Annotated in this window: 18 protein-coding genes, 2 pseudogenes and 1 riboswitch; of the genes and pseudogenes, 12 read left to right on the forward strand and 8 right to left on the reverse strand. The window is 71.6% G+C overall.

What is annotated here, in order from left to right; all coding sequences use genetic code 11:
• Positions 1-1,163 (forward strand): annotated as a pseudogene (locus tag AOK22_RS16970) (AfsR/SARP family transcriptional regulator); the annotation flags it as partial.
• A 22-nt stretch (positions 1,164-1,185) separates the two neighbouring features.
• Here AOK22_RS16970 and AOK22_RS16975 read toward each other — a convergent pair.
• The gene (locus AOK22_RS16975; protein ID WP_055699506.1) at positions 1,186-1,629 is read right to left on the reverse strand and encodes a hypothetical protein; all 444 of its coding nucleotides are present in this window, start codon (positions 1,627-1,629) and stop codon (positions 1,186-1,188) included.
• A 247-nt stretch (positions 1,630-1,876) separates the two neighbouring features.
• Positions 1,877-3,058, reverse strand: a complete 1,182-nt coding sequence (gene rocD / locus AOK22_RS16980) for an ornithine--oxo-acid transaminase (RefSeq protein ID WP_055699519.1) — start codon at positions 3,056-3,058, stop codon at positions 1,877-1,879.
• 186 nt (positions 3,059-3,244) lie between these two features.
• A riboswitch (ZMP/ZTP riboswitch) is annotated at positions 3,245-3,335 on the forward strand.
• A 40-nt stretch (positions 3,336-3,375) separates the two neighbouring features.
• On the opposite strand from rocD, the gene AOK22_RS16985 reads away from it, so the two are divergent.
• A complete protein-coding gene (locus tag AOK22_RS16985; protein ID WP_055699507.1) occupies positions 3,376-4,689 on the forward strand; it encodes a serine hydroxymethyltransferase in 1,314 nt (437 codons plus the stop codon).
• Between the two features lie 91 nt (positions 4,690-4,780).
• On the opposite strand, the gene AOK22_RS16990 is transcribed toward AOK22_RS16985, so the two are convergent.
• From AOK22_RS16990 to AOK22_RS17000, 3 genes are all read right to left on the reverse strand, one after another.
• On the reverse strand, positions 4,781-5,518 hold the full coding sequence (locus tag AOK22_RS16990; protein WP_063795280.1) for a hypothetical protein: 738 nt from the start codon (positions 5,516-5,518) through the stop codon (positions 4,781-4,783).
• 71 nt (positions 5,519-5,589) lie between these two features.
• Positions 5,590-6,501, reverse strand: coding sequence for a hypothetical protein (locus AOK22_RS16995; protein ID WP_425264038.1), 912 nt, complete (start codon positions 6,499-6,501; stop codon positions 5,590-5,592).
• On the reverse strand, positions 6,485-7,096 hold the full coding sequence (locus AOK22_RS17000) for an RNA polymerase sigma factor (RefSeq protein WP_208606409.1): 612 nt from the start codon (positions 7,094-7,096) through the stop codon (positions 6,485-6,487). Before AOK22_RS17000 ends, AOK22_RS16995 begins: the two co-directional genes overlap by 17 nt.
• Before the next feature lie 89 nt (positions 7,097-7,185).
• On the opposite strand from AOK22_RS17000, the gene trpS reads away from it, so the two are divergent.
• The 4 genes from trpS (at position 7,186) to AOK22_RS17020 (ending at position 11,332) form a co-directional block, all read left to right on the forward strand.
• On the forward strand, positions 7,186-8,199 hold the full coding sequence (trpS, locus tag AOK22_RS17005; RefSeq protein WP_055699521.1) for a tryptophan--tRNA ligase: 1,014 nt from the start codon (positions 7,186-7,188) through the stop codon (positions 8,197-8,199).
• Positions 8,200-8,285: 86 nt separating this feature from the next.
• On the forward strand, positions 8,286-8,867 hold the full coding sequence (locus tag AOK22_RS17010) for a 2'-5' RNA ligase family protein (RefSeq protein ID WP_055699510.1): 582 nt from the start codon (positions 8,286-8,288) through the stop codon (positions 8,865-8,867).
• A 36-nt stretch (positions 8,868-8,903) separates the two neighbouring features.
• Positions 8,904-10,121, forward strand: coding sequence for a hypothetical protein (locus AOK22_RS17015; RefSeq protein WP_157872250.1), 1,218 nt, complete (start codon positions 8,904-8,906; stop codon positions 10,119-10,121).
• Entirely contained in the window at positions 10,118-11,332 is a 1,215-nt protein-coding gene (locus AOK22_RS17020; protein WP_157872251.1) for a hypothetical protein, read from the forward strand. Before AOK22_RS17015 ends, AOK22_RS17020 begins: the two co-directional genes overlap by 4 nt.
• Before the next feature lie 4 nt (positions 11,333-11,336).
• Here AOK22_RS17020 and dprE2 read toward each other — a convergent pair whose 3' ends face one another.
• Both dprE2 and dprE1 read right to left on the reverse strand, forming a co-directional pair.
• Positions 11,337-12,092, reverse strand: coding sequence for a decaprenylphospho-beta-D-erythro-pentofuranosid-2-ulose 2-reductase (gene dprE2, locus AOK22_RS17025; RefSeq protein ID WP_055699513.1), 756 nt, complete (start codon positions 12,090-12,092; stop codon positions 11,337-11,339).
• Positions 12,093-12,105: 13 nt separating this feature from the next.
• Positions 12,106-13,500: a decaprenylphosphoryl-beta-D-ribose oxidase gene (gene dprE1 / locus AOK22_RS17030; protein ID WP_055699514.1), complete on the reverse strand. Its 1,395-nt coding sequence runs from the start codon at positions 13,498-13,500 to the stop codon at positions 12,106-12,108.
• A gap of 167 nt (positions 13,501-13,667) precedes the next feature.
• Between dprE1 and AOK22_RS17035 the strand changes: the two genes are divergently transcribed.
• From AOK22_RS17035 to AOK22_RS17050, 4 genes are read left to right on the forward strand one after another with little or no spacing between them, the layout of a single operon-like run.
• Positions 13,668-14,186, forward strand: coding sequence for a phosphatase PAP2 family protein (locus AOK22_RS17035; protein ID WP_055699515.1), 519 nt, complete (start codon positions 13,668-13,670; stop codon positions 14,184-14,186).
• Positions 14,179-15,135: a decaprenyl-phosphate phosphoribosyltransferase gene (locus AOK22_RS17040; protein WP_055699516.1), complete on the forward strand. Its 957-nt coding sequence runs from the start codon at positions 14,179-14,181 to the stop codon at positions 15,133-15,135. The genes AOK22_RS17035 and AOK22_RS17040 overlap by 8 nt, the downstream gene beginning before the upstream one ends.
• A gap of 40 nt (positions 15,136-15,175) precedes the next feature.
• Entirely contained in the window at positions 15,176-15,658 is a 483-nt protein-coding gene (locus AOK22_RS17045; RefSeq protein WP_425264039.1) for a GtrA family protein, read from the forward strand.
• Positions 15,646-16,614: a YihY/virulence factor BrkB family protein gene (locus AOK22_RS17050; RefSeq protein WP_055699517.1), complete on the forward strand. Its 969-nt coding sequence runs from the start codon at positions 15,646-15,648 to the stop codon at positions 16,612-16,614. The genes AOK22_RS17045 and AOK22_RS17050 overlap by 13 nt, the downstream gene beginning before the upstream one ends.
• On the opposite strand, the gene AOK22_RS17055 is transcribed toward AOK22_RS17050, so the two are convergent.
• The gene (locus AOK22_RS17055; RefSeq protein WP_055699518.1) at positions 16,559-17,815 is read right to left on the reverse strand and encodes a D-alanyl-D-alanine carboxypeptidase family protein; all 1,257 of its coding nucleotides are present in this window, start codon (positions 17,813-17,815) and stop codon (positions 16,559-16,561) included. The two genes, AOK22_RS17050 and AOK22_RS17055, sit on opposite strands and share 56 nt — an antisense overlap.
• A gap of 109 nt (positions 17,816-17,924) precedes the next feature.
• On the opposite strand from AOK22_RS17055, the gene AOK22_RS42780 reads away from it, so the two are divergent.
• On the forward strand, positions 17,925-18,167 hold the full coding sequence (locus AOK22_RS42780; RefSeq protein ID WP_055566125.1) for an SCO4848 family membrane protein: 243 nt from the start codon (positions 17,925-17,927) through the stop codon (positions 18,165-18,167).
• A gap of 2 nt (positions 18,168-18,169) precedes the next feature.
• A pseudogene (locus tag AOK22_RS17065) lies at positions 18,170-18,548 on the forward strand (metallophosphoesterase); the annotation flags it as partial.

Genomic DNA, 18,548 nt, shown 5'->3' on the forward strand with positions numbered 1-18,548 from the left:
CCCCCTCCCTTTCCCAGTTCCCTTCCCAGCCCCCTTCCCTGTCCTCCCTCCGTACCGCCGCCGCCTCGGCCCACGCCGCCTTCGCCCTGCTGACCGGCGAGGACGGCTGCGCACACGGCAGGACGTGCGAGCGCGCCACCACCACCCCTGCCGACGCCCGCTCCCGCTGGCTGCTCGCGTTCGCGCGCTGCGGCTTCGACCACACGCCCCGCGAGGCCGCCCGCGTCGACGCCCTGCTCGCGGAGTTCCGCGCGGCGGGCGACCGCTGGGGCGAGGCCGCCGCACTCTCCACCCGCGCCACCCGTGCCCTCTACCGCGGCGACCTCCCGGCCCTGTGCCACGACGCCACCCGCAGTGCCGCCCTCTTCACCGAACTCGGCGACCGCTGGGGCCAGTTGCAGTCCTCCGAACAACTGGGCGTCCTCGCCGAGATCGCCGCCGACTACGACACCGCCGCCCGGCTCCAGCGCGACGGCATGCGCGGCGCCGAGGAACTCGAACTCTGGACCGACGTCTCCTTCCGCCTCTCCCGCCTCGGCAGACTCGCCCTCCTCACCGGCGACGACTCCGCCGCCACCGACTTCCACCGTCGCGCCGCCCGCCTGGCCGCCCAGCAGTCCCACCGCCCCGCCCAGCAGTTCGCCGAGACGGGCCTCGCCATCGGCGCCCGCCACCGCGGCGACCTGGACACCGCCGAGGAACTCCTGCTTCCCTGGCTCGACTTCAACCGCCGCTTCGGCGTCGACTCCGGCGCCGCCCTGATCCTGGCCCACCTCGGCTACGCCGCCGAACAGCGCGGCGACGCCTCACGCGCCGAGACCCTCCACCGCGAGGGCCTGGCCGTGGCCCGCACGACGGGCGACGAACGCGCCGTCGCCCTGGCCCTGGAAGGCCTCGCCGGCGCCCGCTCCCTGACCACCGACCCGGACGACCACACCTACGCCGCCGGCCTCCTCGGCACCGCCGCCCGCATCCGCGCGTCGGAAGGCGCACCCCTGCCTCTCGCGGAACGCGCCGACGTCGACCGGGCCACCCACCGCCTCCGCGCCTCCCTCGGCGCCACGGCCTTCGAAGCGGCCTACGAGAAGGGCACCGCCACCGACACCGCCACCGACACCGCCGCCGACACCGCCGCCGACACCGCCGCCGACACCGAGGCCTGACCCACCCGGCCGCCGCCCCGCGCTAGGACTTGTCGTAGTACCCCTCGGTCATGACGATGCCGATGCCCTGGGACGTGTCGCCCCGACCCGCCCCCTTGTGCCTCAGCTCCACGGACAACGGCTTCGACTCGCCCTTGAAGCGGAACTCGACGAACCACGTGTCGATCGTGTCGCTGTCGAAATCCACGACCACCGGCTTCTGCGCGGCATCCCCCCACTTCTTCACCCAGTCCCGCGCGGTCGACTCGGCCCCGCCGCTCTCCCGCGCCAGTTCCGCCAGACCCTCGGCGTCCCGCTCCTTGAGTCGCACCACGGCCTGCTCGGCGACGGCCAACGTCTCCGGGATCGGCCGTCCGGTGACCGTCAGTTCGAGATCGGCGGTCCCGTCCTTCACATACCGCGGCGCCTTGTCCTCCTCGCCGAACGCGGCCTGGCCGGCGACGAACAGCCCCGCTGCCGCCGCCACCAGAGCCAACCAATGCCACGCCCGCGTCCCGAGCCCCACCCTCACCGGACCCCCACCTTGCCGCACAGACCTACTCGTCATCTCTCACCCATCAGGACAAAAGAGGAGCAAATCTACGCGATGGCGCGAGCCCCGGCCAGGGGCGAACGTCCCGAAACGGACACCGGCACGCGCCCCGCGAACACCTCCGACACGCGTCCCGCGAACCCTCCCGACACACGTCCCGCGAACGCCCCCGGCGCGTGGTCTAGCTCAGCACCGCCCTCAGCTGATCGAGCCCCCAGTCCAGATCCTCCTTGGTGATCACCAGCGGGGGAGCGATACGGATCGTCGAACCGTGCGTGTCCTTGACCAGCACCCCCTTCTCCATCAACTTCTCCGAGATCTCCCGGCCCGTGCCGTACGACGGGGCGATGTCGACGCCCGCCCACAGCCCGCGCCCCCGCACCTCCGTCACCTTGCCGGAACCGGTCAACAGCCCCAGCTCGGCGTGCAGGTGCTCGCCCAGCTCCGTGGCCCGCTGCTGGAACTCACCCGTCGACAGCATCGCGACCACCTCGAGCCCCACGGCACAGGCGAGCGGATTGCCGCCGAACGTCGAGCCGTGCTCACCCGGCTTGAACACCCCGAGGACATCCGCGTCGGCCACCACCGCCGACACCGGCACGACCCCGCCCCCGAGCGCCTTGCCCAGCACGTACACGTCCGGCACCACGCCCTCGTGCTCACACGCGAACGTGCGTCCCGTCCTGCCGAGCCCCGACTGGATCTCGTCCGCGATGAAGAGCACCCCACGCTCCCGGGTCAACGCCCTTACCCTAGGCAGATATCCGGCCGGCGGCACCAGCACTCCGGCCTCGCCCTGGATCGGCTCGATCAGGACCGCCACGGTGTTGTCCGTGACCGCGGCCCGCAGCGCCTCCAGATCGCCGTAGGGCACGATCTCGAAGCCCGGCGTGTACGGCCCGAAGTCCGCCCGCGCCTCCTCGTCGGTGGAGAAACTGACGATGGTCGTGGTCCGGCCGTGGAAGTTGTCGGCCGCGACGACGATCTTCGCCTGCCCGTCCGGCACCCCCTTGACCCGGTACCCCCACTTCCGCGCGGTCTTCACGGCCGTCTCCACGGCCTCCGCGCCGGTGTTCATGGGCAGCACCATCTCCTTGCCGCAGAGCTCGGCCAGGCGCGTACAGAACTCGGCGAACCGGTCGTGGTGGAAGGCCCGCGAGGTCAGCGTCACCCGGTCCAGCTGCGCCTTGGCGGCGTCGATCAGCCGGCGGTTCCCGTGTCCGAAGTTGAGCGCCGAGTACCCGGCCAGCATGTCGAGATAGCGGCGCCCCTCGACATCGGTCATCCACGCCCCTTCGGCCGAGGCGACCACGACGGGCAGCGGATGGTAGTTGTGCGCGCTGTGCGCCTCGGCCGAGGCGATGAACTCCTCGGTCGTCGGCGACGGTGCGGTCGACGACGATGACGAGGGCGTGAGGGGAGATGACGTAGTCGACACGGGTTCTCCGATCGTCCTGCGGCGTGGGGCGGATGTGGCGCCCAAGTTCTATCGTCGCTCGCATCGCGGACGAAGAAACCTGCCGTGTCGGCGTGCCAGCTATGGTGACCCCTACAGCACGGCGACTGGCGTACGGGGAACGGACCCCGAGGAAGCCGTGTGAGGCAGAACCTTCGAGGTGCCGACCGCCTGGGCACCCCGGGACCACGACCGGACACTCACCGCTCGCCCCGGAGGACGCCATGACTCTCTCTTCCCTTTCCACTCCTTCCTCTTCTGCCGGGCACCATCCCGCCCTCGCCGCCGAGGACCCCGAACTCGCCGCCCTCGTCGGTGCCGAGGAGCAGCTCCAGGCCGACACCCTGCGGCTGATCCCCAGCGAGAACTACGTCTCCGCCGCGGTTCTCGAGGCCTCCGGCACCGTCCTGCAGAACAAGTACAGCGAGGGCTACCCCGGCCGCCGCTACTACGAGGGCCAGCAGAACATCGACCCCGTCGAGCGCCTGGCCATCGCCCGCGCCAAGGCCGTCTTCGGCGTCGAGCACGCCAACGTCCAGCCCTACTCCGGCTCCCCGGCCAACCTCGCCGTCTACCTCGCCTTCGCCGAGCCCGGCGACACCGTGATGGGCATGGCCCTGCCGATGGGCGGCCACCTCACCCACGGCTGGGGCGTCTCCGCCACCGGCAAGTGGTTCCGCGGCGTGCAGTACGGCGTGCGCCAGACGTCGGACCCCGAGACGAACGGCCGGATCGACCTCGACGAGGTCCGCGACCTCGCCCTCAAGGAACGCCCCAAGCTGATCTTCTGCGGTGGCACCGCCCTCCCCCGCACCATCGACTTCGCCGCCTTCGCCGAGATCGCCCGCGAGGCCGGTTCGGTCCTGGTGGCCGACATCGCGCACATCGCCGGCCTGATCGCCGGTGGCGCCCACCCCTCACCGGTGCCGCACGCCGACGTGATCTCCACGACCACCCACAAGACCCTGCGCGGTCCGCGCGGCGCGATGCTGATGTCCCGCGAGGAGCACGCCAAGGCCATCGACAAGGCGGTCTTCCCCGGACTCCAGGGCGGCCCGCACAACCAGACCACCGCAGCCATCGCGGTCGCCCTCCACGAGGCGTCCCGCACCTCCTTCCGCGACTACGCCCACGCGGTCGTCGCCAACGCCAAGGCCCTCGCCGACGCCCTGCTCGCCCGCGGCTTCGACCTGGTCTCCGGCGGCACCGACAACCACCTGATCCTGATGGACCTCACCCCCAAGGACGTCCCGGGCAAGGTCGCCGCCAAGGCCCTCGACCGGGCCGGGATCGTCGTCAACTACAACACCGTGCCGTTCGACCCCAGGAAGCCGTTCGACCCCTCGGGCGTCCGCATCGGCACGCCCTCCCTCACCTCCCGCGGACTCGGCACCGAGCACATGGCGACCGTCGCCGACTGGATCGACCGTGGTGTCGCCGCCGCCCGCACCGGTGACGAGGACGCCCTGACGAAGATCCGGTCCGAGGTCGCCGACCTGATGGCCGCCCACCCGGCCCCGGGCCTCCCGACCGCCTAGCCGCAGCCCCTCAGCGGCCGCCACCCACTCGCAGCCGCTCGGCCGCTGTCCCGCCCCCGTGGCGGGGCAGCGGCAGTGGGGGCGCCGCCGGTCAGAGGTCGCGCAACCCCTGCCGAGGCCCCGTCTCCCGAGGGCGGCGGCGCCATGCCACGGCCGTCGCCCAGCCTTCGGTCACCGGCCTCCGCAGCAGCAGCGCGGCGACCGCGCCGGCCCCGGCGCCCGGTATCGCCCACCACCAGTCCGTACCGTCACTGCCCGGCCCGCCGCCTCCCGCCGCGCCCGCCTGCGCGTCCGCACTCTCCTCGGACGCCGTGGGCGGCGGATACTCCCCGGTCTCGGGTGGAACCCCGCTGCTGCCCTCGACGGACGCCTTGCCCATGAGCCCGAGCTTCTTGAACAGGGACACCAGGCGCTCCGGCTCCTTGGCGCGATACCAGTCGCCGTTCAGGGACTCGGTGTCCGTCGACCTGTGCACCCAGACGTCGGCCCCCTTCCTGGCCGGCAGCGGCGGATAGACCCGGTCGACCCGCCAGGGCCGCACGTCGTGGACCATCCACGTGATGTTGATCTGCCGGCTGTCCTCGCCGATGCCGAGCCCCGGCGGGGTCTTGTCCGGTGGCTCGCCGGTGCCTGCGGGCTCCAGCCAGCGCTCCAGCTGGTCGTACTTCACGTCGTTGTTGTAGAGCGACGCGCTCCGCGTGCTCTCCGGCGCCACCAGCAGAACGCTCGTCGGCCCGCCCGCCACCGCCTGCGGCGCGCTCACCAACACCAGCGCCGCCGCGGTCCCCAGCCCCGCCGCAGACCCGCACAGGCTCCTTGCCGTCCGCATGCCCGATCCCCCAGCCGCCCGTCGGCACGGCCTTCCGTGCCGATTCACTTCTGGTACACCGCCCGAGCCGTTCAGGTTCCCGATTCGGGGCGGCCAGTCGGAACAGAATGCGGCGGCACCGATTCCGCGATCTTCAGCGCCCGCTTCTTCGACGCCACCCCTTCGAGCCGCAGCGTCAGCGCCTGTCCCTGTGCCTCCTGCCCCTGCCTCTCGTGCCCCTGCGTCCATAGCAGCGTCGGCCCAGCCGTCCGCTCCGACCGCCGCCAGCGCTCGCCGTCGCCGTCCACCATCCAGAGCGTGAGCCGGTGCGGCCGCGCGAACCACAGCCCCGTCTCCCGCCCGACCTCGACCCACTCGGGCAGCACCGGCACCGTCTTGGCGAAGCCGGGGTCGAGGAGCGCCCCGTACTCGTCGAGGCGTATCGTCCGGCCGTCCTCGTGCCAGCAGAGGCTGACCAGGGCGAGGGAGCCCGGCTCGCGCGTCACCGACATCGCGTCCGGCGCGCCGAGCGCTCTCGGCACCACGGGCGTGAAACCGGCCAGGCGCCGCGCCCGTGCCGCCGTCACCGGGTCACCGCATCCGGGCACGCCCGACCCGGCCGACGGGGTCGCCGACGGGTCGTACCGCACCTCGACCCCGCCGAAGTCGAACCACTCGAAGACCGCCGCGCGCACCGGAGGGGTGAGCACGAGCACCGTGAGCAGCCCGCACAGCGCAGCCGTCGCCGCACGCCACCGCGCCCGAAGCCCGCGCCGCAGCCGGCGCAGCCGCTCGGCGGGGCCGGGCGGCTGGGCCACCGGGGCCGGGACCTTCTCCGCGAGTATCCGCGCGATGACCCGCTCGGCCATCGACTCCGCCCCCGCACCCTCCGGGTCCGGCACGTCCATCGACCGGCCGAGTGACAGCAGCTCCTCGCGGAGCCGCGCCACCTCGTCGTCCCGGCCGGGGCCGTCCTTACGGCGCCGCTCATTCACGCTCCTCACCTCCCTCCTTGTCCTCCTTGCGAAGCAGCCGGCCCAGCTTCTCCAGCCCGCGGTTCAGCCGGGACTTCACCGTGCCCCGCGGCCAGTCGAGCGCCTCCGCCGTCTCCGCCTCGTCCATTTCCAGGAGATAGCGGTAGGTGACGACCTTGCGATGCTCGTCGCTGAGCTGGGCGAGGGCGGCCCGCAGCGTCGCCCGGCGCTCGCCCTCCAGGGCCGCCACCGCCGGGTCCGCCGACTCCGGTATCAGCGGTTCGGCCTCGGCGAGCGCCGCCTCCCGTCCGACGACCGACCGCTGCCGGACCGCCGAACGCACTGTGTTCCTCGTCTCATTGGCGACGATCGCGAGCAGCCACGGCTTGAACGACGCGCCGTCCCTGAATCGCCCCAGCGAGCAGTACGCCTTGAAGAAGGCCTGCTGCACCACGTCTTCCGCGTCCGATCCCGCGCCGAGTGCCACGGCCGCCCTGAGGGCGATGCCGGTGAACGCATGTACCAATTCCGCGTACGCCTCGGCCTCTCCGGCGCGTACACGGGCGATCACCGCACCCTCGTCGACGACGCGGCCCCCCTCCAGGACCTCCCCCTGTGTCCTCACACCTTTGATACACCGGCCGTGCCCGATCGGTTCCCACCCGTCACACACCTGTTTCCGAGCTATGAGAGTCACCTGAGAGAATGGGGACCATGGCCTCTGACCGACCCCGTGTGCTCTCCGGAATCCAGCCCACCGCAGGCTCGTTCCACCTCGGCAACTACCTGGGCGCGGTGCGCCAGTGGGTGGCGCTGCAGGAGTCCCATGACGCCTTCTACATGGTGGTGGACCTCCACGCGATCACGGTTCCGCAGGACCCCGCGGACCTGCGCGCGAACACGCGACTCGCCGCGGCGCAGCTGCTCGCCGCCGGTCTCGACCCGGAGCGCTGCACGCTCTTCGTCCAGAGCCATGTGCCCGAGCACGCCCAGCTCGCGTGGGTGATGAACTGCCTCACCGGCTTCGGCGAGGCCTCCCGCATGACGCAGTTCAAGGACAAGTCCGCCAAGCAGGGTGCCGACCGCGCCTCGGTCGGCCTCTTCACGTACCCGATCCTCCAGGTCGCGGACATCCTGCTGTATCAGGCCCACGAGGTCCCGGTCGGCGAGGACCAGCGCCAGCACATCGAGCTCACCCGTGACCTCGCCGAGCGTTTCAACGGCCGCTTCGGCGAGACGTTCACCGTGCCGTCGGCGTACATCCTCAAGGAGACGGCGAAGATCTACGACCTTCAGGACCCGTCGATCAAGATGAGCAAGTCGGCGTCCACGCCGAAGGGCCTGATCAACCTCCTCGACGAGCCCAAGGCCACCGCCAAGAAGGTCAAGAGCGCCGTCACCGACACCGACACGGTGATCCGCTACGACGTGGTGGAGAAGCCGGGCGTCAGCAACCTGCTCAGCATCTACTCCACGCTCACGGGCACCGGTATCGCGGAACTGGAGCAGAAGTACGTCGGCAAGGGCTACGGTGCGCTCAAGACCGACCTCGCCGAGGTCATGGTCGAGTTCGTGACCCCGTTCCGGAACCGCACCCAGGAGTACCTGGACGACCCGGAGACGCTCGACTCGATCCTGGCCAAGGGCGCGGAGAAGGCACGTGCCGTCGCCGCCGAGACCCTCGCGCAGGCGTACGACAAGGTGGGCTTCCTGCCCGCCAAGCACTGAGCCACCGCACCGAGCGGAACAGCTGTACCCGCGCTGCCCACCAGGCGGCGCACCCCTGCCCATCGACACGACGACAGGAGTACGACGTGGGGACCGTAACGATCGGCGTCTCGATCGCGGTCCCGGAGCCACATGGCAGCCTGCTCCAGGAGCGGCGTGCGGGCTTCGGGGACCCCGCGGCGCACGGCATCCCCACGCACGTGACCCTGCTGCCGCCCACCGAGGTGGAGGCGTCGGCGCTGCCCGCGATCGAGGCGCACCTCCTCTCGGTCGCGGCGGCCGGGCGGCCCTTCCCGATGCGTCTTTCGGGGACGGGCACCTTCCGTCCGCTCTCGCCCGTCGTCTTCGTGCAGGTCGTGGCGGGCGCCTCGGCCTGCGGCTGGCTGCAGGAGCGCGTGCGGGACGCGTCGGGGCCGGTGGCGCGTGAGCTGCAGTTCCCGTACCACCCGCACGTCACGGTGGCGCACGGCATCTCCGAAGAGGCCATGGACCGGGCGTACGAGGAGCTCTCCGAGTACGAGGCCGAGTGGCCCTGCACCGGTTTCGCGCTGTACGAGCAGGGCCCCGACGCCGTCTGGCGCAAGCTGCGCGAGTTCGTTTTCGGCGGCCCTGTAGTGCCCCCTCAGGCCCCGGCCCCCGCGGCCCGGGGTACGCTGCCCGCTCGCTGACCGGGGGCGCCCCCGGCCGATCGTGGTGGGGGGACCATGCGCAGAGTGCGGAGGCCGGCGGCTGCCGCCGTTCTGCTCGCCGTCGTCGCGGCGGGCTGTGGGACGGAGCGGCCCGGCAAGGACACCGACGCGAAGCCCAAGCCCCGTGCGACGGGGCTCTCCTGGGAGTACGAGCGCATCGACGCCGCCGACGGCGAGCTGATCGACGGGGCCGCCATGGCCCCGGACGACGTCTGGGTCCTGGGCAGCGACCGCGGCGACACCAACGACGGGCGGCTCGCCAAGGGGCACCTGCTGCACTTCGACGGCAAGAAGTGGTCGCGCGAGCCGATGCCGATCAAGGGCAAACCTTTCCTCTCGCGGCTGGAGTCCCTCGGGTCGGCGGGTATCTGGCTGCACACTACGGAGAACAGCGCTGCGGCCCCGAAGAACGCGCGGTACGCGCTCTGGGACGGCACCCGGTGGGGGCCCGTGAAGGACGGTCCGGCCGGTCCGATCAAGGACGTCGAGGTCATCGCCCCGGACGATGTGTGGGTGCTCCAGGACGACGGCAAGGTGACGCACTGGGACGGCAGCCGCTGGACGGTGACGCCCCTGCCGGCGGAGCAGATCGTCGCCCTCGGCGGTTCGGCCCGGGACGACGTGTGGGCGGTCGGCGCCCGTACGACGGGGCCGGGCGTCGGCGGCCCCGGTGGCGAGGCCAGACAGCCCGCCGCGGTCCACTTCGACGGCGAGGAGTGGTCGCTCACCAAGACCCCCACGTTCCGTTTCCCCGACCCGGTGCCGCCCGAGCCGTACGCCGAGTTCACCGGGGTCGACGTCGTCTCCAAGACGTACGCCCGTGTCCACGGAAGGCACTCCTACAAGGCGTACGACGGCGAGGAGGTCCGCGATCCGGAGCCGGAGGGCGTTCAGCTGAGCTGGGACGGCTCGCGCTGGACGGACTCCGAGCCGTTCCCCGGGGCATGTGAGTACCGCACCCCCGTGATGCGGGACGGCCATCGCGGCTTCTTCATGAACGGCAACTGGCACCTCACCACCGACGGCACCTGCACCAAGATCAAGAAGCGCCGGCTGCCCGCCACGGCCGCCGGTGTGCGCCCGGAGTCGGGGCAGCAGCTCTGGCTCAAGCGGATCATTCCGGTACCGGGCACCGACAAGGTCCTCGGCGTCGGCAAGGTCGACGTCACGCAGGCCGGATCGCCCACCGTCAAGGCGGTCGTCGTCACCCTCAAGCGCCAGGGGAGCCCATGAGGAGGGCTGCCGCGATCCTGGCCGTGCTGGTTCTGGCCGTGTCGGGCTGCGGCACGGACGACGGCTCCGCCCGCACGTCCCCCACCGGCCGTCCCTCGGGCGGTGACGCCGCTCCCGGCGGGGCCGGCTCCTGGAAGCTGGAGCGCGTCGACAAGGCGGCCAAGGGCGAACTGACCGCCGTCACCGCGACATCCGCCGACGACATCTGGGCGGCGGGGTACGAGAGCCGCAACGGCGACATGAGCGACCCCGACGGCCAGTACCTGCTGCACTACGTAGACGGCGCCTGGCAGCGGCAGAAGCCGCCCGCCGAGCTCGACGGGAACATCTTCCAGCCGCGGCTGGACTCCTCCGGGCCGGCCAACGTGTGGCTCTTCGCCTCCAGTATCGACTCCGGGGCGAGCGCGGCCCGTTGGGACGGCTCCCGCTGGCAGCGCGTGCCGCGGCCCCCGGTCGCCGGAGCCGTCACCGCGACGAAGGTGTTCGCCCCCGACGACGTATGGGTGGTGCGCGGTGAGCGGCAGGTCCTGCACTGGGACGGCAGCCGCTGGAACCCGCACACGCTGCCCGCCGAGGCGACCGCTCTCGACGGCACGGGCAGCGACGACCTGTGGGCGGTCGGCTTCCGCACCAGCGGCCCCGGAGTGGGCGGCGACGGCGGCGAGCTGAACCAGCCCGCGGCGATGCACTGGGACGGCAGGACCTGGACGCTCACGCGGACGCCCGACTACCGCTTCCCGGAGCCCGTCCCGCCCGAGCCCGGCGCGTCGCTCCACGGCGTGGCGGCGGTCTCCGCGAAGGAGGTGTGGGCGTACGGCTCGCACAGCTTCAATCACGGGGAGGCCGAGAAGGAGCCCTCCGAGGAGCACATCCTGCTGCGCTGGGACGGCTCCCGCTGGCACGAACAGAAGGGCGCGCAAGAGGACCCGTGCCTCTCCAGGGGCATCGCCGCGCACGGAGAGGACGGAGGCCTCCTCTTCGGAGTGGGCCGTTATCGCTCTCCGGAGGGCCGCTGCGTCAAGCCGACCTGGCCGCGGCTGCCCGCCGGGGGCGAGGTCACGGCCAAGGGCAAGCAGCAGCTGTGGCTCGAGCCGATCGTGCCGGTGCCGGGCACCAGGAAGTTCGTCGGCGCGGGCAAGGTCTACGTGATGCAGAGCGGCAACCCGCTGACCCTGCCCGCCATCGCCACGTACGAGCCGCCGAAGGGCTGACCCCCTAGACGGGCAGGCGCCGGAACACGGGCCTCGGCACGTGCCGCAGCGCCGACATGACCACCCGCAGCGCGCCCGGCACCCACACCGTCTCCGAGCGCCGCCGCAGCCCGGTCTCGATGGCTTCTGCCACCGCTTCCGGGGTGGTCGCCATGGGCGCCTCCTCCAGGCCCGCCGTCATCTTCGAGCGGACGAACCCGGGGCGGACGACCATCACGTGCACCCCGGTGCCGTGCAGGGCGTCCCCGAGGCCCTGGGCGAAGGCGTCGAGGCCCGCCTTGCTGGAGCCGTAGATGAAGTTCGAGCGGCGCGCGCGCTCGCCCGCGACCGAGGAGAGCACCACCAGGGAGCCGTGCCCCTGGGACTGCAGGGCGCGGGCGCAGACCAGGCCGGCCGAGACGGCGCCGGTGTAGTTGGTCTGGGCGACGCGCACCGCCGCGAGGGGCTCGTCCTCGTCGCGGGCCTGGTCGCCGAGGATGCCGAAGGCGAGCAGCACCATGTCGATGTCGCCCTCGGCGAAGACCTTGCCGAGGGCCGCTTCGTGGGACTCGGAGTCCAGCGCGTCGAAGGGGACGACGTGCACGTCCGCGCCCATGCCGCGCAGTCCGTCGGCGGCCTTCTCCAGGTCGGGCGAGGGGCGGCCGGCCAGCCACACCGTGCGGGTGCGGCGGGCGACCAGGCGCCGCGCGGTGGCGAGGCCGATCTCGGAGGTGCCGCCGAGGACGAGCAGGGACTGAGGGGTGCCGAAGGCGTCTTTCATGAGTACCGGTCTCCTAGAGGGCGAGGCGGCGGGAGAGGTCCGAGCGGAACACGCCGCGCGGGTCGAGATCGGCCCGCAGGGCGCGGAAGTCGTCCAGCCGCGGGTACATGGCGGCGAGCATCTCGGGGCGCAGCCGGGAGTCCTTGGCGAGGTAGACGCGTCCGTCGGCGGCGGCCACCTCCTCGTCGAGTTCGTCGAGGAAGGTGCCGAGACCGGGGAGGTTCGCCGGGATGTCGAGCGCGAGCGTCCAGCCGGGCATCGGGAAGGACAGCCACCCGGGGTCGCCCTCTCCGAAGCGCTTCAGTACGGCGAGGAAGGACGGGCAGCCGCGCTCGGAGATGCGCTGCACGATGCGGCGCAGGGCGTCCTCCTTGCCGTATCCGACGACGAATTGGTACTGCACGAATCCGCCGCGGCCGTAGATGCGGTTCCAGTGCGGGACGCCGTCCAGGGGGTGGAAGAAGGTGGAGATCTTCTGGAGCTCGCCGGTGCGGGAGCGGGGCGCCTTGCGGTACCAGAGTTCGTTGAAGAGCCCCACCGAGGCCTTGCCGAGCAGGCCCTCCGGCACGAAGGAGGGGGCGGCGGGGAGTTGTCCCGGACGGAACGCGAGAGGCGCTCTCCGCGCGCGTGCCCGCTCCGGGAGGGCGTCCAGGGGAGCGTGGTCGCCGCGGGTCAGGACCGAGCGGCCCATCGACGCCCCGCGCGCGAGGAGGTCGATCCAGGCCACCGAGTAGCGGTAGCGGTGGTCGGTGGCGGCCAGGCGGGCCATCAAGTCGTCCAGGTCCGCCGCGCGTTCGGTGTCGACGCTCATCAAGGACGTCTCGACGGGCTGCAGTTGGATGGTCGCCGACAGGATCAGGCCGGTCAGGCCCATGCCGCCCGCCGTCGCGTCGAACAGCGCGCTGCCGGGCGCCACCGTGTGGACCGTGCCGTCGGCGGTGAGCAGGTCCATCGCGAGGACGTGCCGGGAGAACGCCCCCGAGACGTGGTGGTTCTTGCCGTGGATGTCGGCGCCGATCGCCCCGCCGACCGTCACATAGCGGGTCCCCGGAGTCACCGGCACGAACCAGCCGAGGGGAAGCAGGACCTCCATCAGGCGGTGCAGTGAGACGCCCGCGTCGCAGACGACCGTGCCCGCGTCGGCGTCGATGGCGCGCACCCGGTCGAGGCCCGTCATGTCGAAGACGGCGCCGCCCGCGTTCTGCGCGGCGTCTCCGTAGGCGCGGCCCAGGCCCCGGGCGATGCCGCCGCGCTCCCCGCAGTCGCGCACCGCGGCCGCGGCCTCCTCGTGCGTACGGGGTCTGACCAGCCGGGCGGTGGTCGGCGCCGTGCGGCCCCAGCCGGAGACGGACACGAAGGGCGACGCGGGGACGGGGGCGAGGGAATCGGCGGGGGAGTCGGCAGGCATGAAAGCGACCGTATCGCCCGAAGAAGTGAGCTTCGCTCTAAACCGTCCCACCCCTCACCGAAATGGGTGATTGATGGAGTGTCAGCCAACATTGCCGGAATTATCAGTGGGTTGCCTAGAAGAGTCGAGATGCCCAGCTCTCGAAATGTCTTCGAAAACGAGGCCACATGCACGACATGGACCACCGGTTGCTGTCGGCCCTGCGCGACTGCGGCACCGACCCGCGCGTGGCGGCCGCCGCGCGTGCCCTGTCCTGGAGCGGTGAGCACGGCGCGCTCTGGATCGCCGCGGGCCTGGCGGGTGCCGCCGTCGACCGTGAGCGCCGCGGCGCCTGGCTGCGCGGCACCGCCCTCACCGCCGCCGCCCACCTGGCCAGCATGGGCGTCAAGCGGGTCGTCCGCCGCCCGCGCCCCGGCCGTCACATCGGCATCGAGCCTCTCGTGCGCACCGCGGGCCGCCACTCCTTCCCGAGTTCACATGCCACCTCGGCCGCCGCCGCGGCCGTCGCCTACGGCGCGCTGCGTCCGGTCGGCGCCCACCTCGTCCCGCCGCTCGCCGCCGCGATGTGCGTCTCCCGCATGATCGTCGGCGTCCACTACCCCTCGGACGTGGCCGCGGGCGCGGCGCTGGGCGCGCTCACCGCGCGCGTGGGTGCTGCCTGGATGAACGGAGGCAGCGATGCCTGAACGTATCTCCGCAGTCCTGGAGCGGCCTCGCCGGCCTCAGGACTCACCGCCGGGGCCGGTCGGTCTGCCGCTCGGCCTCCTGAAGACCGCGCGCCCCCGCCAGTGGGTGAAGAACATCCTGGTCGTCGCGGCGCCCGCGGCCGCCGGCGAGCTCTTCTCGCGGCACGCCCTGACGCAAGTGGCGATCGTCTTCGCGCTGTTCACGGCCGCCGCGTCGGCCGTCTACCTGATCAACGACGCGCGCGACGCGGACGCCGACCGGGCCCACCCCACCAAGTGCCGCAGGCCCGTCGCCGCGGGACAGGTGCCGGTCCCCGTCGCGTACGCCACGGGAGGCGTCCTCGCCGTCCTCGCGCCCGTGGCCGCCGCCGTCCTGTGCAACCCGCTGACAGCGGCGCTCCTGACCGCGTACGTCGGCATGCAACTCGCCTACTGCGTCAGCCTCAAGCACGTCCTCGTCGTCGACCTCACGATCGTCACGACCGGCTTCCTGATGCGCGCCATGATCGGCGGGCTCGCGCTGGAGATCCCGCTCTCGCGGTGGTTCCTGATCACCACGGGCTTCGGCGCGCTCTTCATGGTCTCCGCCAAGCGCTACTCGGAGGCCGTCCAGATGTCCGCGAGCTCCGGGGAACTGGGCGCCACGCGCGCGTTGCTCACCGAATACACCACCGGCTATCTGCGCTTCGTGTGGCAGCTGGCCGCCGGGGTCGCCGTCCTCGCCTACTGCCTGTGGGCCATGGAGGAGGGCGGCACCGCCAACGGCAGCCTGCTGCCCTGGCGCCAGCTGTCCATGGTCGCCTTCATCCTCGCGATCCTGCGCTACGCCGTCTTCGCCGACCGGGGCACCGCGGGCGAACCGGAGGACGTCGTCCTGCGGGACAGGGCGCTCGCCGTGATCGGCCTGGTCTGGCTCGCGATGTACGGACTCGCGGTCGCGGACTGGTGAGTTTGCTTTCCCGACGCGACTCTCCAAGGAGTGGCCGCCCGTGCGTCTGAACCACCTGCGTGAGCGGCTGCGGTCGCTCGGGCCCGAACTGCTCGGCTTCGCCGCCGCCGGGATCTGCGCGTACGCCGCCGACCTCGGCCTGTTCATCTGGCTGCGCGGACCGGTGGGCCTGGATCCGCTGACCGCCAAATCACTCTCCTTCGTAGCGGGCTGCTCGGTGGCCTACGCCGGCAACGCGCTCGGCACCTACCGCGACAAGACGGCCGAGGTCTCGCGGCTGCGCCAGTACGGGGTGTTCTTCGCCGTCAACATCGCCGGAGCCCTGGTGCAACTCATGTGCCTCGCGGTGTCCCACTACGGACTCGGCCTCACCTCCCAGCGCGCGGACACGATCTCCGGCGCCGGAATCGGTATGGCACTCGCCACAGTTCTGCGGTTCTGGGGTACCCGGACCTTGGTCTTCCGATCAACGGGCAGGACCTCGGGCAGGACAGCAGGCACGGAGGCGTCATGGACTGGCTGAAGAAACTGCCCGGCATCGGGCCGCTGGTGGCGAAAGGCATGCGCACGCACGCGTGGGCGGCCTACGAACGGCTCGACCGCGTGCACTGGGCACGCCTCGCGGCCGCCATGACGTTCATCAGCTTCCTGGCGCTCTTCCCGCTGCTCACGGTCGCGGCCGCGGTCGCCGCGGCGACGCTCTCCAAGAAGCAGCAGAACGCCATCGAGGACAAGATCTCCGAGCAGGTCCCCGGCATCTCCGACCAGCTGGACCTGGACGCCCTGATCGCCAACGCGGGCACCATCAGCCTCGTCGCGGGCGCCCTGCTGCTCTTCACCGGCATCGGCTGGGTCGGCTCGATAAGGGAGTGCCTGCGGGCCGTCTGGGAGCTGGAGGACGAGGAGGAGAACCCCGTCCTGCGCAAGGTCAAGGACGCCGGGGTGCTCATCGGGCTCGGCGGCGCGGGCCTCGCCTCGTTCGCCGCGTCCGCGCTCGCCTCGACCGCCGTCGGCTGGACCGCCGACGTCATCGGCATCGACGAGAAGGGCTGGGGCGCCGTGCTGCTCCAGGTCATCGGGTTCGCCGTCGCCGTCCTCGCGGACTTCCTGCTGCTGCTCTACGTCCTGACGCTGCTGCCCGGCGTCCAGCCGCACCGGCGCGAACTCGTGACCGCCGGGCTGATCGGCGCGGCCGGGTTCGAACTGCTCAAGCTGCTGCTCGGCGGCTATATGAAGGGCGTCGCCGCGAAGAGCATGTACGGCGCCTTCGGAGTGCCCGTCGCACTGCTCCTGTGGATCAACTTCACCGCGAAGCTGCTGCTGTTCTGCGCCGCCTGGACGGCGACGCAGAAGGCATCACGTACGGAAGAGGAAACGCCCGCCCCGGAGGAGGAAACACCCTCTCCGGAGAAGGCGCCCTCCGTCAGTCCTGACGCGCGCGACGGCCGGCCGGGCCCGGCAGCGGCATCCGGCGCCTGATCACGAAGACACCCGCGGCGAGCACCACGAGCACACCGCCCGTGATCGCGAGGGCGGTGCCCATGCCGCTCGACCCGCTCTCGGAGGCGTGCGCCGCCTTCTCGGCCGCGCCGCCGCCGTTGCCCGGGGCGCCCTTGCCCGCGCCGCCCGTGGCCGTGCCCTTCGGGGCGACGAGCTCACCCACCGGGTCGACCTTGCCCGCGGACTTGAAGCCCCAGTCGAAGAGCCGTTCGGTCTCCTTGTAGACCGCGTGCGGTTCTCCGGAGGAGGGGTTCATGACGGTGACAAGAAGAACCTTGCCATCGCGTTCGGCAACACCGGTGAAGGTGTTTCCCGCGTTCGTGGTGCTGCCGTTCTTGACGCCGGCGATGCCCTTGTAGGGGCTGATGCCGATGTCACCGGTCAGCAGGCGGTTGGTGTTCTGGATCGCGAAGGACTCGCGCTTCGTCTTGCCCTTGTCCTTCCCCTTGGTGATCTTCTTGGTCTCCCCGGGGAACTTGGCGGTGGCCGTCGAGCAGTACTCGCGGAAGTCCTTCTTCTGCAGCCCGGAGCGGGCGAACAGCGTCAGGTCGTACGCGGAGGAGACCTGCCCCTTGGCGTCGTAGCCGTCCGGGGAGACCACATGCGTGTCGAGCGCCTGGAGGTCCTCGGCGTGCTTCTGCATGTCCTTGACGGTCTCGTCGACGCCGTCGTTCATCGCGGAGAGGACGTGCACCGCGTCGTTCCCGGAGCGCAGGAAGACACCGAGCCACAGGTCGTGGACGGTGTACGTCTCGTTCTCCTTGATGCCGACCATGCTGCTGCCCGCACCGATGCCCGCCAGGTCGGAGAGCTCGACCTTGTGCTTCTGCGTCTTGGGGAACTTGGGCAGAACCGTATCTGCGAAGAGCATTTTGAGGGTGCTCGCCGGGGGCAGTCGCCAGTGTGCGTTGTGCGAGGCGAGGACCTCGCCGGACTCCGCGTCCGACACGATCCAGGAGCGCGCCGACAGTTCCTTGGGCAGGACGGGTGCGCCGGACTTGAGCCTCACCTGGGTGCCCGGCTTGCTGAGCTGGACGCCGCCGACCTTGGACATCGAGGCGGGCGGCTTCGGCTGGTCCTTGTCGCCGGGCTTGTCGTCCGCGAAGGCGGGAGCGGTGGTCGACACGGTGAGCAATGTCGCCGCAGCGAGCAGCATGGCGGCTTTTTTCGAGGCAGGCACGGACGAGAACGTACAGGGCCGGACCGGTGGAGCCGCCGCCGAGGTGCGCTGTGTCCCGTCGTCCCCACCCCGGCGGCGGTGCGCCAGAGAGCCTCGCGATACTGAACGTATGAAGCTCAGCCGACCGGTCTCCTGGTTCCTGCTCGCCTTCGGGGTGTGGAGCTGGTTCATCTGGATCACTTTCGTCAAGAACCTGTGGAAGGACGGCAGTGGGCTGGCCTTCGATGATGCGGACAACCCGACCGGGTACTTCTGGGTGCACCTGACGCTCGCCGTTGTCTCCTTTGTCTTGGGGACGGTGGTGGGGACCATCGGGTTCCGTGGAGTCCGTGCTCTGCGCAGAACTTCATAGCCGTGATCGTCCTCATGGTGCTCACGGTCGTCGCCGTCCTCGCGGCCTTCGCCGGGCTGCACTGGTACGCGTGGCGGCGACTGGTCCGTGACACCACGGCCGGACCCGGGCCCGCCCGGCGCGCCGGCACGGTGCTCTTCGTGGCCGGACCGCTGCTGATGTTCGCGGCGCTCGTGGCCGAGCGGGCCGGTGCGCCCTTCCTCTTGCAGCGAATCCTCGCCTGGCCCGGCTTCATGTGGATGGCTCTCTCGCTCTACCTGCTGCTCTATCTGCTGGCAGGGGAGCTGGTACGTCCCCTGGTGAGGCGGTGGGCGGAGCGTTCCCGGGCGGTTCCCGAGCGCGCGTCCGCTCCCGAGCCCGCCCCGGCTCCCGCCCCCGAAC

The sequence above is a fragment of the Streptomyces silaceus genome (genome assembly GCF_001419745.1).
Classification (GTDB): Bacteria; Actinomycetota; Actinomycetes; order Streptomycetales; family Streptomycetaceae; genus Streptomyces; species Streptomyces silaceus.

What these genes read in the sequence shown, in the direction of transcription:
- AOK22_RS16985 (WP_055699507.1), top strand. Translation starts at nt 3,376, where the DNA reads ATGACTCTCTCTTCCCTTTCCACTCCTTCCTCTTCTGCCGGGCACCAT.
- AOK22_RS16990 (WP_063795280.1), bottom strand. Translation starts at nt 5,518, where the DNA reads ATGCGGACGGCAAGGAGCCTGTGCGGGTCTGCGGCGGGGCTGGGGACC.
- trpS (WP_055699521.1), top strand. Translation starts at nt 7,186, where the DNA reads ATGGCCTCTGACCGACCCCGTGTGCTCTCCGGAATCCAGCCCACCGCA.
- AOK22_RS17015 (WP_157872250.1), top strand. Translation starts at nt 8,904, where the DNA reads ATGCGCAGAGTGCGGAGGCCGGCGGCTGCCGCCGTTCTGCTCGCCGTC.
- AOK22_RS17020 (WP_157872251.1), top strand. Translation starts at nt 10,118, where the DNA reads ATGAGGAGGGCTGCCGCGATCCTGGCCGTGCTGGTTCTGGCCGTGTCG.
- dprE2 (WP_055699513.1), bottom strand. Translation starts at nt 12,092, where the DNA reads ATGAAAGACGCCTTCGGCACCCCTCAGTCCCTGCTCGTCCTCGGCGGC.
- dprE1 (WP_055699514.1), bottom strand. Translation starts at nt 13,500, where the DNA reads ATGCCTGCCGACTCCCCCGCCGATTCCCTCGCCCCCGTCCCCGCGTCG.
- AOK22_RS17035 (WP_055699515.1), top strand. Translation starts at nt 13,668, where the DNA reads ATGCACGACATGGACCACCGGTTGCTGTCGGCCCTGCGCGACTGCGGC.
- AOK22_RS17040 (WP_055699516.1), top strand. Translation starts at nt 14,179, where the DNA reads ATGCCTGAACGTATCTCCGCAGTCCTGGAGCGGCCTCGCCGGCCTCAG.
- AOK22_RS17050 (WP_055699517.1), top strand. Translation starts at nt 15,646, where the DNA reads ATGGACTGGCTGAAGAAACTGCCCGGCATCGGGCCGCTGGTGGCGAAA.
- AOK22_RS42780 (WP_055566125.1), top strand. Translation starts at nt 17,925, where the DNA reads ATGAAGCTCAGCCGACCGGTCTCCTGGTTCCTGCTCGCCTTCGGGGTG.